Origin of the sequence: Aestuariibaculum lutulentum, from assembly GCF_032926325.1 — a bacterium.
In the GTDB taxonomy this organism is placed as follows: Bacteria; Bacteroidota; Bacteroidia; order Flavobacteriales; family Flavobacteriaceae; genus Aestuariibaculum; species Aestuariibaculum lutulentum.
Genome location: NZ_CP136709.1, coordinates 1274285 through 1290532, shown reverse-complemented (window position 1 = coordinate 1290532; position 16248 = coordinate 1274285). Strand labels below are relative to the sequence as shown.

16 protein-coding genes are annotated in these 16248 nt (G+C 34.7%); 8 read left to right on the top strand and 8 right to left on the bottom strand.

Annotation, left to right across the window (positions count from 1 at the left end; translation table 11 throughout):
* Nucleotides 1-414 precede the first annotated feature (414 nt).
* A complete protein-coding gene (locus tag R1X58_RS05460) occupies nt 415-1008 on the bottom strand; it encodes a hypothetical protein (protein ID WP_240572347.1) in 594 nt (197 codons plus the stop codon).
* Between the two features lie 621 nt (nt 1009-1629).
* On the opposite strand from R1X58_RS05460, the gene R1X58_RS05455 reads away from it, so the two are divergent.
* A complete protein-coding gene (locus R1X58_RS05455) occupies nt 1630-2502 on the top strand; it encodes an AraC family transcriptional regulator (RefSeq protein WP_240572346.1) in 873 nt (290 codons plus the stop codon).
* Nucleotides 2503-2506: 4 nt separating this feature from the next.
* On the opposite strand, the gene R1X58_RS05450 is transcribed toward R1X58_RS05455, so the two are convergent.
* The 5 genes from R1X58_RS05450 to R1X58_RS05430 form a co-directional block, all read right to left on the bottom strand.
* Nucleotides 2507-3160 carry an HD domain-containing protein gene (locus R1X58_RS05450; protein WP_240572345.1) on the bottom strand — a complete coding sequence of 218 codons (654 nt, stop codon included), beginning with the start codon at nt 3158-3160 and terminating at the stop codon, nt 2507-2509.
* A gap of 65 nt (nt 3161-3225) precedes the next feature.
* Nucleotides 3226-4227, bottom strand: coding sequence for an acyl-ACP desaturase (locus tag R1X58_RS05445; RefSeq protein WP_240572344.1), 1002 nt, complete (start codon nt 4225-4227; stop codon nt 3226-3228).
* A 12-nt stretch (nt 4228-4239) separates the two neighbouring features.
* Nucleotides 4240-4977 carry a lysophospholipid acyltransferase family protein gene (locus tag R1X58_RS05440; protein WP_240572343.1) on the bottom strand — a complete coding sequence of 246 codons (738 nt, stop codon included), beginning with the start codon at nt 4975-4977 and terminating at the stop codon, nt 4240-4242.
* Nucleotides 4978-5003: 26 nt separating this feature from the next.
* Nucleotides 5004-5387 carry a hypothetical protein gene (locus R1X58_RS05435; RefSeq protein ID WP_240572342.1) on the bottom strand — a complete coding sequence of 128 codons (384 nt, stop codon included), beginning with the start codon at nt 5385-5387 and terminating at the stop codon, nt 5004-5006.
* 104 nt (nt 5388-5491) lie between these two features.
* Nucleotides 5492-5902, bottom strand: coding sequence for a BrxA/BrxB family bacilliredoxin (locus R1X58_RS05430; protein WP_188214396.1), 411 nt, complete (start codon nt 5900-5902; stop codon nt 5492-5494).
* 204 nt (nt 5903-6106) lie between these two features.
* On the opposite strand from R1X58_RS05430, the gene R1X58_RS05425 reads away from it, so the two are divergent.
* Nucleotides 6107-6853, top strand: a complete 747-nt coding sequence (locus R1X58_RS05425) for a TerB family tellurite resistance protein (RefSeq protein ID WP_240572341.1) — start codon at nt 6107-6109, stop codon at nt 6851-6853.
* A gap of 80 nt (nt 6854-6933) precedes the next feature.
* Here R1X58_RS05425 and R1X58_RS05420 read toward each other — a convergent pair whose 3' ends face one another.
* The gene (locus tag R1X58_RS05420) at nt 6934-7170 is read right to left on the bottom strand and encodes a hypothetical protein (protein WP_240572340.1); all 237 of its coding nucleotides are present in this window, start codon (nt 7168-7170) and stop codon (nt 6934-6936) included.
* A gap of 50 nt (nt 7171-7220) precedes the next feature.
* Entirely contained in the window at nt 7221-8240 is a 1020-nt protein-coding gene (locus R1X58_RS05415) for a S66 peptidase family protein (protein ID WP_240572339.1), read from the bottom strand.
* A 169-nt stretch (nt 8241-8409) separates the two neighbouring features.
* Here R1X58_RS05415 and metG point away from each other — a divergent pair, with 169 nt between their 5' ends.
* The 6 genes from metG to R1X58_RS05385 all read left to right on the top strand — a co-directional run bounded on the left by metG (nt 8410) and on the right by R1X58_RS05385 (nt 16217).
* On the top strand, nt 8410-10464 hold the full coding sequence (metG, locus tag R1X58_RS05410; protein WP_240572338.1) for a methionine--tRNA ligase: 2055 nt from the start codon (nt 8410-8412) through the stop codon (nt 10462-10464).
* 618 nt (nt 10465-11082) lie between these two features.
* Nucleotides 11083-11553 carry a lipocalin family protein gene (locus R1X58_RS05405; protein WP_240572336.1) on the top strand — a complete coding sequence of 157 codons (471 nt, stop codon included), beginning with the start codon at nt 11083-11085 and terminating at the stop codon, nt 11551-11553.
* 31 nt (nt 11554-11584) lie between these two features.
* Complete coding sequence (locus R1X58_RS05400; RefSeq protein ID WP_240572335.1) at nt 11585-12289, top strand: OmpA family protein; 705 nt, start codon at nt 11585-11587, stop codon at nt 12287-12289.
* Nucleotides 12290-12369: 80 nt separating this feature from the next.
* Nucleotides 12370-14496, top strand: a complete 2127-nt coding sequence (locus tag R1X58_RS05395; RefSeq protein ID WP_240572334.1) for a Tex family protein — start codon at nt 12370-12372, stop codon at nt 14494-14496.
* A gap of 96 nt (nt 14497-14592) precedes the next feature.
* Nucleotides 14593-15486 carry a DMT family transporter gene (locus R1X58_RS05390; protein WP_240572333.1) on the top strand — a complete coding sequence of 298 codons (894 nt, stop codon included), beginning with the start codon at nt 14593-14595 and terminating at the stop codon, nt 15484-15486.
* Between the two features lie 98 nt (nt 15487-15584).
* Nucleotides 15585-16217 carry a DUF2202 domain-containing protein gene (locus R1X58_RS05385; RefSeq protein ID WP_240572332.1) on the top strand — a complete coding sequence of 211 codons (633 nt, stop codon included), beginning with the start codon at nt 15585-15587 and terminating at the stop codon, nt 16215-16217.
* The last annotated feature ends 31 nt before the right edge of the window (nt 16218-16248 follow it).

Genomic DNA, 16248 nt, shown 5'->3' with positions numbered 1-16248 from the left:
AGTTATAAGGTTAAGAAAACATCGTTTTTGATGAGTTTATATGCTATTTTATCAATTAATGCTATGTTAAATTAATGTGAAGTTAAAATAGTATATAATGTGGTTAAATGTTTATATAATGGTGTTTTTAATGGCTTTTTTGGTTCAAATAGTATTAAGTGATTTGAGTTTTATTAAATGCTCTGGATAAAATAGGATATAAATATTTAGCTAGACCACGTTAGATATTATGAAGAATTTCCAGAGTTGTATCTACTTTGAATTTCTATTGATTGCGTAATTTGTATTATCAATTTTAATGATAATTAAATTTATATATACTGTATAGGATGAGGAAGGAAGATCTAAAAAATAGACAAAAAAAAGTGAGCCACCACAGCTCACTTTACCAACTAAACTAAATAAGACATTAAACTAATTATTAATGAATTTTGTATATTCTTTATCGTTAGAAATAAATACTAACTTGTAGTTAGATCCTTTTTCTAATCTGTAAACACGTTCTATAGATTGTATCCCTTTTATTTTTTCAGAGTGAATTAATTCGTATTCATTATTGTTCAAAGTATAAATGTTAATTTTTAACATTTCATGTTTTGGAGCTAACTTAGAGACAAACAGCATGCCGTTTTCATGTTTTAAGAACGGTTTGTAAATAGTTGCTTCTTTGTTAAAAGCAACTTTATCAAAAGTTACTGTAAAAGGAATTGTTTTAATTTCTAATGATTTTTCAACTTCGAAAAAATAATCTCCATTTGGCAATGACGAAAAGTCAAATCCTTTTTTATAAATTCCTGATACTTTAATAGACTCATTATATAATGTAGCACCATTTACATCTTTTATAGATAACAAATCTCCGGCTTCTACATTATTAATAGTAAATGCGGTATTTGTAATTTCGTCATTGTTAATAGACACAGATACTTCGTTAGCGCTACTTAATAATGAAGTAGATAAGGCTAAAGCTAAAAAGCTATTCTTTAAAAATTTTACTGCGTTTTTCATAATGTGTTGTTTTTAATTGTTCAACGGTACAAAGATAGGGTAGAGTAAGAGGCTGGAAAACAACTGTTTTGACGAATATATATGCTATTTTATCAATAACTATGCTTTTTTGCTTTTCATATGAAAATTTAGTGTAAATTTGAGTTAATTAAGCATACAATGTGATTTAAGGTATGTATAATTAACAGGGAATTTTAAATTAGTAACGAAATGAAGATAAAATAGTGCAAAAAAAAAGTGAGCCACCACAGCTCACTTTACCAACTAAACTAAATAAGACATTAAACTAATTATTAATGAATATTGTAAACTCTTGTATCGAGTTAGATTTATATCGAAATTTCTTTTTTAAGAAATTCTAGATGTCAAAATTTTATTTTTCTTAAAATTTATCTCTTTAAATACGAATGATTTTAAGAACCCGTTGTTATCATAAATCAACATTACAAATATAGCACAGGTTAAGTGTCAAGAAAACAACTAATTTACCGTATTTATATGCTATTTTAACTGTTAACTAAATGTTAAATCAATGCTAAGGTAAAATAACATATAATTGAGATAATAAAAAATATGTTTGCACTGTAATATGTTGTAAATTTGCTTTAAACCCAATTTGTTATGATTAATAAAAAGCCAACATTCAGAAAGCTTACTCCAAGTTTTGGTAGTTCGATATTAGTTAAGCAACATGTCGATACCGTAGATAAGAGCTTTGCCTACTGGCATTTCCATCCAGAATTAGAGCTTATTTATATAAATAAGGGGCAAGGGAAGACACATATAGGAAACCATTTATCATATTTTAATAATAGTCAGTTAATATTAATCGGATCAAACTTACCACATAATGGGTTTACCGATAGGTTAACTGCTAATGGAACAGAAACAACTATTCAGTTTAAGTCTAACTTTTTAGGTAACGATTTTCTTGAAGTTCCTGAAATGGCCAATATCGTTTCATTATTCGAGCGCGCTAAAAAAGGTATTCGTTTTCGAGTAGAAACCAAACAAAAAATTGGTCCGAAAATCGAAAAGTTAATGAAATACCAGGGACTTAAACGTGTTTTTAAGTTTTTAGAAATTTTAGATTATCTGGCAACAACCGATGATTACACCATTTTAAATGCTGATGGTTTTTCATTTGAAACTGAAGCTCAGGATAGTTCTAAGGTAGATGTTATCTATAAATATGTAAACAAAAACTTCCAAAGACATATTAGTTTAGATGAAATAGCTGAAGAAGTTAGTATGACTGTACCTGCTTTTTGTAGATACTTTAAAAAGGCAACAGGAAAAACATTTACCCAATTAGTTAATGAGTATCGAGTGGTACATGCTACCAAATTGCTTAATGAAAGCCAGATGAGTATCGCCGATATTTGTTTTGAGTGCGGATTTAACAACTTCTCACATTTCAATAAGCAGTTTAATGAAATTGTGGGGAAAAGCGCTTCGAATTATCGTAAGGAAATTAAAATGATGATTGGATAGCCTGTTATTTTAGGCCGTTCCATTCGTTGTAAAACTGATCTAAGAACTGAGTCATATATATATGACGTTCAGTAGCCACTTTTTGTGCCGTTTTGGTATGCATTCTATCTTTAAGTAGTAATAATTTTTCGTAGAAATGATTGATGGTCGGAGCGTTTGACGCTTTGTATTCTTCCTTAGTCATATTCAAATTTGGCTTTATTTCCGGATCGTAAAGTGCACGATTTTTGAATCCGCCATAATTAAAGCAACGCGCAATACCAATAGCTCCAATAGCATCTAATCTGTCGGCATCCTGAACAACATCAAGTTCTGGTGATTTAAATTTTTGAGTTTCATTACCACCTTTAAACGAAATATTTTCAATAATGTTAACGACATGCTCAATAACGGTAGAGTCTACGTTGTGCGTAAACAGGAATTCTCGAGCCACTTTTGGCCCAATGGTTTCATCACCATCATGAAATTTACTGTCGGCAATATCATGTAATAAGGCGCCAAGCTGAACAACAAAAAGATTTACAGGTTCCTGTTTCGCTATAAGTACAGCGTTATTGTAAACACGTAATGTGTGAAACCAGTCGTGCCCGCCTTCGGCATCCTCTAAAGTGTCTTTTACAAAGGCTTTTGTTACAGTGATGATGTTGTCGTTGTTCATGATAGCATAAAAATAAAAATTCCTTTCGGTAAAGAAAGGAATTTAAATAAACATATATGTTTTAATTATTTTACAGTTGCTGGTTCTACCCATTTAAACTGATATGAATTTTCAGGAATTTTCATTCGGTCTGCCAATCGGTACATTCTATCCGGAAGCTTCATTAAATAGTCTCTTGCTTTTTCGGCTTCATCGGTTAGGTTGGTGATTTTATCAATTTCCCAACGATCAATCAGTTTTTGAAGAATATCTACATAATCTCTAGAGGTGTAAACACCAATGCGTTGTGCTGTATTTGAGAATTCTTCGAAAGCTGTACTTATTTTGTCTCCAGATTCACGTAAGAAGTGTGCTGGCATCGTGATTTTTTGTTTCATCATATAGTGAAACGCCATCATCATCTGGCTAGGGTCTACCTTAAAAATACGATCAACGAAATCTGAATACGCATGGTGATGACGCATTTCATCTCCAGAAATAATCTGACACATTTTAGCTAAACGTTTGTTTCCATTATTTTTAGCAATTTTAGCTACACGGTTATGCGAAATGTAAGTTGCTAATTCCTGAAAACTGGTGTAAACAAAGTTTTTGTAAGGGTCACGGTCGGTACCAATATCAAAACCATCAGCAATAAGGTATTGTGTGGTTTTTTCAATTTCCTTCATGTTAACACGACCAGAAAGGTATAAGTATTTATTAAGCACATCACCGTGACGGTTTTCTTCAGCTGTCCATTGTTTTACCCATTTAGACCAGCCGTTTCCGCCGTTTTCAACCTGGTTAACGCCTTCAACGTCCATAAGCCATGACTCGTATGTTGGCAGGGCTTCTTCGGTAATCATATCACCTACTAAAACCACCCAGAAATCGTATGGTAATTCTTTTGCTAATTCTCTTATTTCGCGTACCTCTTCAAAAAAGGCATCATCAGTAGTTTCTGAATTTGGTAAAAAATCGGTAGGTTGCCAGATACTTTCAATAGGAATTAAATATTTTTCCATTAAAGCATCAACGTCTTTTTCCAAAAACTGCATCACTTCTAATCTCACATTCTTTAACGACATTTCTCTAGGGTTTTATGAGTGAATACTGTTGGTAATAGTAGTTTCTATACTATTTATAAGCTCTTCTTTATTTGCAAAGGTACTAACTTTTAAAGGCTTATGAATGGTAAATGTAACATGATTGCCTAATCCCATAGGATATTTACCATATTTTAACATTTTCCATGAATTATTAATACTTACAGGAACCACGTAAGCTGAAGGTATTTTTTTAAATAACATTTCTAAACCTTTTGTTTGGAATGGTTTAGGTTTACCTGTTTTACTTCGGGTGCCTTCCGGGAAAATCACCGCAGCACGTTTGTTGGTTTCAATATATTCACCAAATTTCATAAGTGCAGGAAGAGATTGTCTCGGATTTTTACGATCGATTAACGCTGCTCCTCCATGACGTAAGTTATAAGACACGCTGGGAATCCCTTTTCCTAATTCTATTTTACTAATGAATTTAGGATGATGTTTACGCATAAACCAAGTAAGCGGATAAATATCGTGTAAACTCTGGTGGTTAGCTACGAAAATAATTGGTGTGTCCTTAGGAATGTCGTATTCGTTTATGCAAGAAAAACGTGTGCCTAAAATGTAGCCACATAGCATTAAACTGTACTGTAAAGCATCAACACTTAATTTATGAGCCTGGTAACCAAAAAGGTTGAAGCAAATCCATTGAATCGGGTGAAAAATGACCAGTGTTAAGAAAAAACACAAGTAATAAATAGCCGTTAGCGGGTATGATAATAGTTTTAACATGCCGCAAAAATAAGTAAAAACTGCGCTTAATAAATAGCGATACAGGTGTTATTTTCGCAGGTAACTTCTTTAGGAGGCGAAACAAACATACAATCTGAAAAAGTACCCCACTTTTTATTGTAGTCGGCTTGCTTTTCATTGTATTCATATACTAGAGTTTCCAAGGCTTCAACATCAATTGAAGTTGAATATATAAGATAACTCCATGGACCACCACAAGGTTTGCTTCCAAAAGCAATATACTTGCAAGTTGTGGTTTCGTTACATTCTGAACTTGCAGCTAAAGTTTCTATTTTAGTTTGTAGTTCGGTTAACGCCTTTTGGTCGTCTTCTTGAGATGAAACGCCTTCATCATCACATTTTGTAGACATGAGAACCAATGGTAATAGGAATATAAAAAGACGTTTCATAGCATGTTATTTTGGTTATAGATGCTATATATGAAGAAAGGTTGCGTATGTAAACAAAAAAGCCACGATAATTCGCGGCTTTTTAAACTAATATTTTGTTTTATTTAGCAGTACTCGTTGTAAGCATCAACAAGGTTTTCTGCAATTAATTCTGCCGGGCGACCTTCAATGTGGTGACGCTCTAACATGTGTACTAATTCACCATCTTTAAATAAAGCCATACTAGGAGAGCTTGGAGGGAATGGTACCATGTGTTGTCTTGCCTGAGCAACCGCTTCTTTATCAACACCTGCGAAAACAGTAACGATATGATCTGGTTTTTTAGCGTTTTGCAAACTTAATCTAGCACCTGGACGCGCATTTGCAGCCGCACAACCACAAACAGAATTTACTACTACAAGTGTAGTTCCTTCTTTTGCTAAGGCAGCATCTACAGCCTCAGGAGTATGTAATTCTTCAAAACCAACTTTTGTTAAATCTTCACGCATTGGTTTTACTAATTCTGCTGGATACATATTTTAATTTTTAAAAATTAACAAATTGAGATTGCAAAGATACCAATTGTGTAACAATTAGCACTTTCAATCTACTAACAAATATTATATTTACACTCATTTTTTTATAATCAATAAAACAGTGAGTGATGCCTGCTTTAGCGATTTTCTGATAAAAAACAGAAACAGTTGGTAGGTTTGACGTTAAACCATATTTATACTTACATGAATTTTTCAAAATGGATAGGGGCGGCCTTAGGATGGTCGTTTGGGGGACCCATAGGGGCAATTATAGGATTGGCATTGGGAGGCATAGTTGACTCGATGGGTAATGGTTCAGAAACCAATTACGATACACAACAACGAAACAGACAAAGGCCTGTAACGCAGCCGGGAGATTTCGAGGTTAGCCTCTTAATATTAGCATCGATAGTTATTAAAGCTGATGGAAAACAAGATCAGCGTGAATTGGATTATGTGCGTGCGCATTTTTCCAATATGTATGGAAAGGAGCGAGCGAATCAGTCTTTTCGATTGTTTAAAGAGATTAGTAAGCAAAAGAATATTTCTACAAGACAGGTATGTATGCAAATCAGACAAATGATGCAGCATCCGTCGCGTTTACAATTGATTCATTTCTTGTTTGGTGTGGCTAAAGCCGATGGGGTAGTGACTGAAAGTGAAGTGTCTGTAATTCAAACCATGGCAGGATACCTCGGAATTAGCCATTACGATTTTGAGAGTATCAAAGCCATGTTTTATGAATCGGCTGATAATGCTTATAAAATTCTGGAGATTGATAAGTCTGCAACTAACGACGATATCAAAAAGGCCTATCGCAAAATGGCTAAGAAATATCATCCAGACCGTGTTATTCACTTGGGTGAAGAACATCAAAAAGGAGCGGAAGAAAAGTTCCGTCAAGTGCAACAGGCTTATGAGCAGTTGCAAAAGGAGCGCGGGTTTATTTAAAACTAAAAAACCAATTATGCCTAAGGGTATAATTGGTTTTTAAATGGTTCTTTTTTTAAGAATGAATTTTCGCTGCATATTTAGTATTCCAGTTTTTGATTACCGGTATACTCAACAACCTGTCCTTCCTTTTTAAACACTAAAACAACTTTGTCGTTGTCATCTAGATATTTTGCTTTTAATTCCCATCCATCTTTGCTTGCTGAATCAATTAAGCATTGGCGTACATCAGGATTGTTAAGGTTCAAATTTAATTCAACAGCCTTTACATTAGCAGTAAGTAAAAGCATTCCTGTAAAAAGTAAAATTTTTTTCATAGAAAACATTTTAGGGTTATAAATTGCTTTCTACTAAGGTATTACATGATTTATGGATTGGTGAATTTTATGGTTGATTGTTGTTTTTTAACGATGAATTCAACGTTTTTACCAAAATAAAGAGCACGATTGTCTCTTTCATGACCAGCAGGCATATTGAATGCGATTGGGAAATCATAATCTTTAAGCACATCTAAAATAAGTTGTTCTACTGAATATCCCCATGGTGTGGTGTTGCGTTTTACTTTCGTCATATCGCCAATAAGTACCCCGGCACAATGGTCGAAATAACCGGCACGTTTTAAACTTTGCAACATGCGATCGATATGATATTTATATTCTCCAATTTCTTCGATAAACAGAATTTTTCCTGAAGTGTCAATACTAGTGTCTGAACCTAAAAGACTTGCCAATAAACTTAAATTACCACCAACAACGGGTGCTGTTACCGACCCTTCCTGATTGTAATTTGAACCTTCTAAAGTGTATGATAAAGGTTCTCCAAAAATAGATTTTCGAAAAGTTTCAATGGTTTCAGCGATGGTTTCGTTGTCATCTTGCAGACTGGTACACATCATGGCATGTATGCTCTCATAACCCTTAACCTGCATTAAGTTATGTAATGCTGTGATGTCTGAATATCCAATGAGCCACTTAGGGTTGTTTTTAAATTTCGTAAAATCTAATTTATCCAGAATTCTCACAGCTCCGTACCCTCCTCGGGCACACCAGATAGCACTAATGGTTTTGTCATCCATAGCCCATTGAAAATCTTCACATCGTTCCTCGTCGGTTCCTGCAAAATGATTATTCTGGTTAAACACATGTTTTCCTACCACGGTGTGTAATCCCCAATTGGCAAGAAGTGTTTTTGCTTTTTCTATTTCATCGGTTCGATTTATTAAAATACCTGAAGGCGCTACAATAGCTACAGTATCGCCAGCTTTTAAGTATAGAGGCTGTGTCAATTTTTTAGAATTAGTTGTTAAAATGTTCTGAGCAGTAGCGTTCAATTTTCCGAAGAAAAAAATGGCTATAAATGTTAGGCTAAGTAATGAGATTTTTGACATAAGGTAAATGTACATTTTTTTTCCAAATTCATAACAAAGAAACCTTCAATGAACCTTGGGAGCTTTGAACAGAGTAGTATATTGTTTTTAGTGCTTACGGCAGAGTATTTTTAAGTCTTAAATGTCGAGTAAAATATGTACTTTTGTGGCTTCAAAAAAAGAAATAACAATGTCAAAAAGATATACAATTACCTCGGCGTTACCGTATACTAACGGGCCTATTCATATTGGGCATTTAGCAGGGGTTTATGTACCAGCCGATATTTATGCGCGCTATTTACGATTAACAGGAAACGATGTGGTTTTTATTGGTGGAAGTGACGAGCACGGTGTGCCGATTACCATAAAAGCTAAAAATGAAGGCGTAACACCTCAGGATATTGTAGATAAGTACCACGCTATTATTAAGCAGTCTTTTGAGGAATTTGGTATTTCGTTTGATAATTATTCGCGTACATCGGCGCCAATTCACCATGAAACAGCTTCAGAATTCTTTAAAACACTTTACGATAAAGGGGAGTTTATTGAAGAAACTACTGAACAATTATATGACGAAAAAGCGAATCAGTTTTTAGCCGATCGTTTTGTTACAGGTACTTGCCCGAAATGTGGTAATGAAGAAGCTTACGGTGACCAATGTGAAAAGTGCGGAACCAGTTTAAATGCGACCGATTTAATTAATCCGAAGTCGGCTTTAACAGGAAATGTGCCAACATTAAAGCAAACCAAACACTGGTTTTTACCATTAGATAAGCACGAAGCTTTCTTAAAAGAGTGGATTTTAGAAGGACATAAAAAAGACTGGAAACCGAATGTTTACGGACAAGTAAAATCCTGGATTGACGATGGTTTACGTCCGCGTGCCGTAACCCGCGATTTAGATTGGGGAATTCCGGTTCCAGTTGAAGGTGGTGAAGGAAAAGTACTTTACGTATGGTTCGATGCGCCTATCGGATATATTTCATCAACAAAAGAATGGGCAGAACGTGAAGGGAAAGACTGGGAGCCTTACTGGAAAGATGAAGATACCAAGTTGGTACACTTTATTGGTAAAGATAATATTGTATTCCACTGTATTATTTTTCCGGCCATGTTACAAGCAGAGGGCAGCTATATTTTACCAGACAATGTACCGGCTAACGAATTCTTAAATTTAGAAGGGAATAAGTTATCAACGTCTAAAAACTGGGCAGTTTGGTTACCAGACTATTTAAAGGAATTCCCAGGTCAGCAGGATGTTTTACGCTATGCACTAACAGCCAATGCTCCGGAAACTAAAGACAACGATTTTACATGGAAAGATTTCCAGGCACGTAACAATAACGAGTTAGTTGCCATTTTTGGTAACTTCATTAACCGTGTGGTTGTTTTAACAAACAAATACTATAACGGCTTTGTTCCAGCACCAAGTACATTATCTCAAGTAGATGAAGAAACTTTAGCGGCAGTTAAAGCCTATCCAAACGTGATTGCAAGTTCTGTAGAGCGTTACCGTTTTAGAGAAGCACAACAGGAGTTAATGAATCTGGCACGTTTAGGAAATAAGTATTTAGCAGATGAGGAGCCTTGGAAAGTGGTTAAAGAAGATGAAGCACGTACACAAACTATTATGTATGTAGCCTTACAGATTGCTTCGGCTTTAGCAACCTTGAGTGAACCATTTTTACCATTTACATCAGATAAATTAAAAGGTATTTTAGCATTAAATGAAAATGCAAATAGCTGGGATGAAGTTTCTGTTAAGGACGTGTTGCTTCCTGTAGGTCATCAAATAGGTCAATCGGAGTTGTTATTTGCTAAGATTGAAGATGAAACCATTCAATTTCAATTAGATAAATTGGAAGCAAGTAAAAAGGCTAATGAAGCCGCCAATAAAGCGGTAGAGCCGCAAAAAGATACCATTACGTTTGATGATTTTACGAAGCTTGATATTCGTGTAGGAACGATTATTGAAGCCGAAAAAATGCCTAAAGCGAAGAAATTATTAGTGTTGAAGGTTGATACAGGAATCGATACAAGAACTATAGTTTCTGGTATTGCAGAAAGCTTTACACCAGAAGAAGTGGTTGGAAAAAAAGTAACGGTTTTAGTCAACTTGGCACCAAGAGCGTTACGTGGTGTGGAAAGTGAAGGGATGATTTTAATGACTGAGAATGCTGAAGGAAAACTGGTTTTTGTTAATCCAGACGATTCTAATGTTGCTAACGGATTACAGATTAGTTAGAACTTCCAAATAAATAAAAAGAAAGAGCCATATACTATGTAAATGGCTCTTTTTTTTGTTTTTAGATATGAAAATACTGAATTAGATTTCAGTTTTGGTTGTGAATTATTACAGTTATAATAAGGGTGAAATTAAAATGTAATTTTTAACATTTTAACTTATTTAGATTTAATAAAAATAAATATATTTGCCTGAGGTAATTCATTTATTAATAGACTCTTGGGTAAAAAGAAGAAAGAAAAAGCCATAAAAAAGCTTAAGAAGTTAGAAGCAGCAGGCATTGTCCTTCCTGAAAAAGTGAAGACTAGCTGCTGTAAAAAATTTAAAAAAGGAGAGAATAAGCGTTGTAAAAAATGCCCTTGTTTCGATTTGCTTAAGAAGGTAGCCTAAATATTAGGAACAATTTTTTATTCATACATATTTGAAAAACAGATGATTCATTTTGAGTTATCTGTTTTTTTTGTTTTATAGATGTTACAAAGTCAATTTTTTTGTGTCTAAAAAGGCAAACATGCAGTTTTATATGGGGTTTTCAGAAGTTATTTTTCTCAGAATATAATCTATAACCATTAACCTTTCGTATATTAGTGTGTGCTATTAATTAATTTAAAAAAATCTATGAAACGTTTAATTTTATTGTTTGTGGCCGTAACAATGATGGCCTGTGGCGGTTCGAAAACCGTAAGAGTATCTCAAAAAGTAATCAAAGGAAACTGGAATTTAAGTACTATAACTTATAGTAAAGCCGGAAAATATGATGTGACTTTGTTAAATGACGCTGAAAAATCATGCTTTGAGGGTAGTACCTGGCAGTTTGTCCCGAATAATAACACAGGGATTTATACTATTGAAAAGTATGCTTGTGAAACTGGAGATCGTCATTTTATTTTCACCATTGATGAAGTGGATAAGGCAACCGGTCTTTACGACTTTTTATTAAAGCCAACCGATGAAAAAGGTAAATCGGAAACTAATAAGGGTTTTAGATTGAGTTTAACATCGTTGTCAGATACACAAATGCAATGGCAACAAACGGTAATTGTCGATAATCAGCCGTTTACCATTTCGATGAATTTCAGTAAACTATAATTATTAAAAATCTTAAAAAAGAACTATTAATATGAGAAAGTTAATAAACAAAATAGGAGTTTTAAGTCTAACAATAGCGTTAGTTGTATCGGCAGTTAGCTGTAAGTCTATCCAAAATGCTAATAATGCACAAAAAGGCGGTGTTCTTGGTGCAACCGGAGGAGCTATTCTTGGAGCTATTATTGGTAACAATGTTGGTAAAGGTGGTAATGGTGAACTTGGTGCTGTTATTGGTGGTGTTGTTGGTGGTGGTGCCGGTGTGCTTATTGGTAACAAAATGGATAAACAGGCGCAACAAATTGAAGAGGAAATTCCAGGAGCTCAGGTAGAACGTGTAGACGAAGGTATTGTTGTAACCTTTGATGAAACCAGTGGTGTGTATTTCGATACTGCTAAATACAATATTAATGCGGCTTCTCAAGAAACATTAAACAAGCTTATAGGTGTGTTTAAAGAGTATCCGGATACAAATATTTTGGTAGTTGGGCATACAGATAGTGCTGGTGCAGACGATTATAACATGACTCTTTCTAAAAATCGTGCCAATGCGGTTACTTCATATTTAAAAGCTAACGGAATTTCTTCTGGTCGATTAACAACAAACTGGTTTGGAGAAGAACAACCTATTGCAGATAATTCAACTGCTGAAGGTCGTGCTAAAAACCGTCGTGTAAATGTAGCGATTGTACCAAATGATAAAATGATACAAGACGCTAAAGCAGAAGCTGGCGAATAAAATATAAACTTATGTTTGCTTAAATCTCGTTTTCAATGTTTCTTTGAAAACGAGATTTTTTTTGCAATAAACCCACAGTAATGACTTCACTAATTCAATATATCACCTCACAAACTCAATTACCAGAATCTTCAGTAAAAAACACGGTAGACTTACTTAATGAAGATTGTACTATTCCATTTATATCGAGATACCGAAAGGAGCGTACAGGGAATTTAGATGAGGTTCAAATTGGAGATATTGTAAAATATAAAGAACAATTTGAAGCTTTAGAAAAACGCAAAACGGCGATTTTAAAAGCTATTGAAGAACAGGGAAGTTTAACCCCTGAACTTCAAAATAAAATTGAATCCACTCAGGATTTAACAACGCTGGAAGATTTATACTTACCGTTTAAGAAAAGTCGAAAGACCAAAGCTGAAAAAGCACGTCAAAACGGATTAGAGCCGCTGGCGAAAATCATTATGAGTCAGAATGCAAACGATGTTGAATCGATTGCTTTTAAATATGTGAAAGGAGAGGTTAACTCGGTTGATGAAGCTTTAGAAGGCGCGCGCCATATTATTGCCGAATGGATTAACGAACGTACCGATGTTCGGAATAATATCCGTTATCAAATGGAGCGTTTTGCCATGATTGCAACAAAAGTGGTGAAGTCAAAAGAAGGCGATGAAAATGCGCAGAAATTCAGAGATTATTTCGATTGGGAAGAAAATTTAAGTCGAATTCCATCGCATCGCTTATTGGCTATTTTACGAGCAGAATCAGAAGGATTTATAAAAGTGAAAATCTCTATCGATGATGATCGAACTTTAGCAAAAATTGAAGATCGCATTATTCGTTCTAATAATGCCTGTGCAGCCCAAATAGAAATAGCTATCGCCGATGCTTACAAACGTTTGTTATTGCCTGCGTTATCTAATGAAGCTTTACAAATTGCCAAGGAAAAAGCCGATGCTTCAGCCATTTCGGTATTTGCAAGAAATTTGAAGCAATTGTTATTAGGTTCACCGTTGGGTGAAAAACGCATATTAGCTATCGACCCTGGATTTAGAACAGGTTGCAAAGTGGTATGTTTAGATGCGCAGGGGAGTTTATTGTATAACGAAACGATTTATCCGCATCCGCCTAAAAGTGATAGCACAGGCGCTATTAAAAAGCTGAGTTCTCTTTGTGAAGCTTACAAAATTGAAGCCATTGCTATAGGTAACGGTACAGCCTCGCGTGAAACGGAAGCGTTGGTTCGCAAGATTCATTTTAAGAATGATATACAAGTCTTTGTGGTAAGTGAAGCTGGTGCTAGTATTTATTCGGCGTCAAAAATTGCCCGTGACGAATTTCCGGATTACGATGTTACCGTTCGTGGTTCGGTGTCTATCGGTCGACGTTTGCAGGATCCTTTAGCAGAATTGGTAAAGATTGAAGCAAAATCGATTGGTGTTGGGCAGTATCAGCACGATGTCGATCAGACTAAACTGAAAAAGGAATTAGATATTGTTGTTCAGAGTTGTGTAAATGCTGTTGGTGTTAATATTAATACAGCGAGTGTAAGTTTATTGAGTTACGTTTCTGGAATTGGACCAAAACTGGCTGAGAATATTTTTAATTACCGGAATGAACACGGTATGTTTAAATCGCGTGCTGGCATTAAAAAAGTGCCGAGGTTGGGTGATAAGGCGTTTCAGCAGGGGGCAGCTTTTTTACGAATTAAATCGGCAAAAAATCCGTTGGATGATTCGGTTGTTCATCCGGAAAGTTATGGTATTGTAGAACAAATGGCGAAAGATTTAGGTAAAGATGTAGCCTCGTTAATAGGGAATGAGCAAATTTTAAATGCCATAGATTTAAAACGCTATTGTACAGAAGCTATTGGACTACCTACGCTTGAGGATATTGTAAAAGAGCTTAAAAAACCAGGATTAGATATTCGAGAGCAGGCTAAGGTGTTTACGTTTAATCAAAATATAAAAACGATTAACGATTTACAGGAGGGGCAATTGCTTCCGGGAATCGTGAATAATATTACTAACTTCGGCGCTTTTGTAGATGTTGGTATTAAAGAAAGTGGCCTGATTCACGTTTCAAATTTGTCAGATAGTTTTGTGAGCGATGTCAATGCACACGTGAGTTTACATCAGCAGGTTATTGTTAAAGTTTTAGAGGTAGATATTCCGCGAAAGCGTATTCAATTAAAGCTTCATAAATAGCAGAAGAAATTTAATATTTATTTGCTGATTTCAGTTTTTCACATCCGTGATAATAACTATTTTTAGCGGCTTGTTAAATGGTTAATTTTTAGTTGAATGAAAAAGGCGAGATTGGCTTTGGCTATTGGAATATTATGCATTTCCATATTTCCGATTTTAGTGAAGTTGAATTTAACTCCAGGGGTAATTTCGGCCTTCTATCGCATGGCATTTTCTTTGGTGTTGTTATTACCATATGTATTAATTACACGTCAGTTTAAAATTCCGAATTTAAAAACGGCTTTATTAGCCATATTGTGTGGTGTTATTTTTGGAAGCGATGTCGCTGTATGGAACATCGCCATTCAGGAATCTACGGCAACGCAAGCGTCGTTGTTAACCAATTTATCTCCGGTTTGGGTGGGTGTTTTAGCGCTATGTTTTCTAAAAGATAAACCTAAAGTAAATTTCTGGATTGGTACGGTAATCGCGGTTTTTGGAATGGTGATGTTGGTTGGTTTTTCGGTTTTTCAAAATTTAGATTTCGATTTGGCTTTTAGCTTTGGCGTACTGTCGGGAGTTTTTTATGCCTTTTATATGTTAATCAGTAAAGAAGTTTTGAAGACCATGAACGTGCTAACCTTTATGGCTTTAAGTTTAATGGCTTCTTCGGTTTATCTGGCAGGCGTAAGCTATGCTTTAGAGGAACCTTTTTACGGGTTTTCTAACACTGGCTGGCTGGTATTGGTTGTTCAGGCGGTTTTATGTCAATTACTGGCTTGGATTCTCATTAGTTATGCTACTCAACATATGCGAGCAACACGTGTATCTGTAAGTTTACTGGGACAAGGTATTTTAGCTTCGTTTTTAGCATGGTTGTTTATAGGTGAAGCTATATCATTTCAAATGGTGGTTGGCGGTTTAATTTTGTTATTTGGCATTCGAATAACTTTTTACGACAAACCTATTTTTGTAAATCTTCAAATCAAGAGGCAAAAGCCTGCTTTATAATGTTTTTATCATCGGCTGATATTTGTTTTGTGTAACACAAGTTGCTGATATTGTCTTAATTATTCTTGAAATTAGACTATAATTAAAGAATGATTAAAATGAAAACATATCGTAAAACTTCAGGGATTTTAGTTTTGCTGTTTTCTATGGTTATTTCGTTATTGTATGCATGTGATTCTAATTCAGATAATAATGAAATTAATAGTAACGATAAGGCTATAACAAGTGCAGATCGGGATGCATTATTGTTTATGCTAGAAGAAGAAAAACTAGCAAGAGATACTTACACATATTTAAATGATAAGTGGGCGATTAATCAGTTTGCGAATATTAAAAATAGCGAGCAAACACATATGGATGCCATTGAAAGTTTGTTGATTGAATATGACATTGACTATTCCATATTACCAATGGGACAATTTAAAAATACGGAGTTACAAGATTATTATAATCAATTTGTAGTTGATGGTTCTGCAAGTCAGCTTAAAGCGCTTAATGTTGGTGCGACTATAGAGGATTTAGATATTGTTGATTTGCAGGAGTATATAGATACAATTGAGAATACTAAGGTAATTTCTGTGTTTGAAATGTTGCAATGTGGCTCTAGAAATCATTTAAGAAGTTTTGAGGAAGCCATTGATGTGTCTGGAGGTACTTATTTACCTCAGTTTTTGAGTGTTGAGGATTATAATGCCATAATTAGTTCAGCTAATGAAAAGTGTGGTCAATAATGATAAAGTAATTTTAAAGTATAAAAAAAGC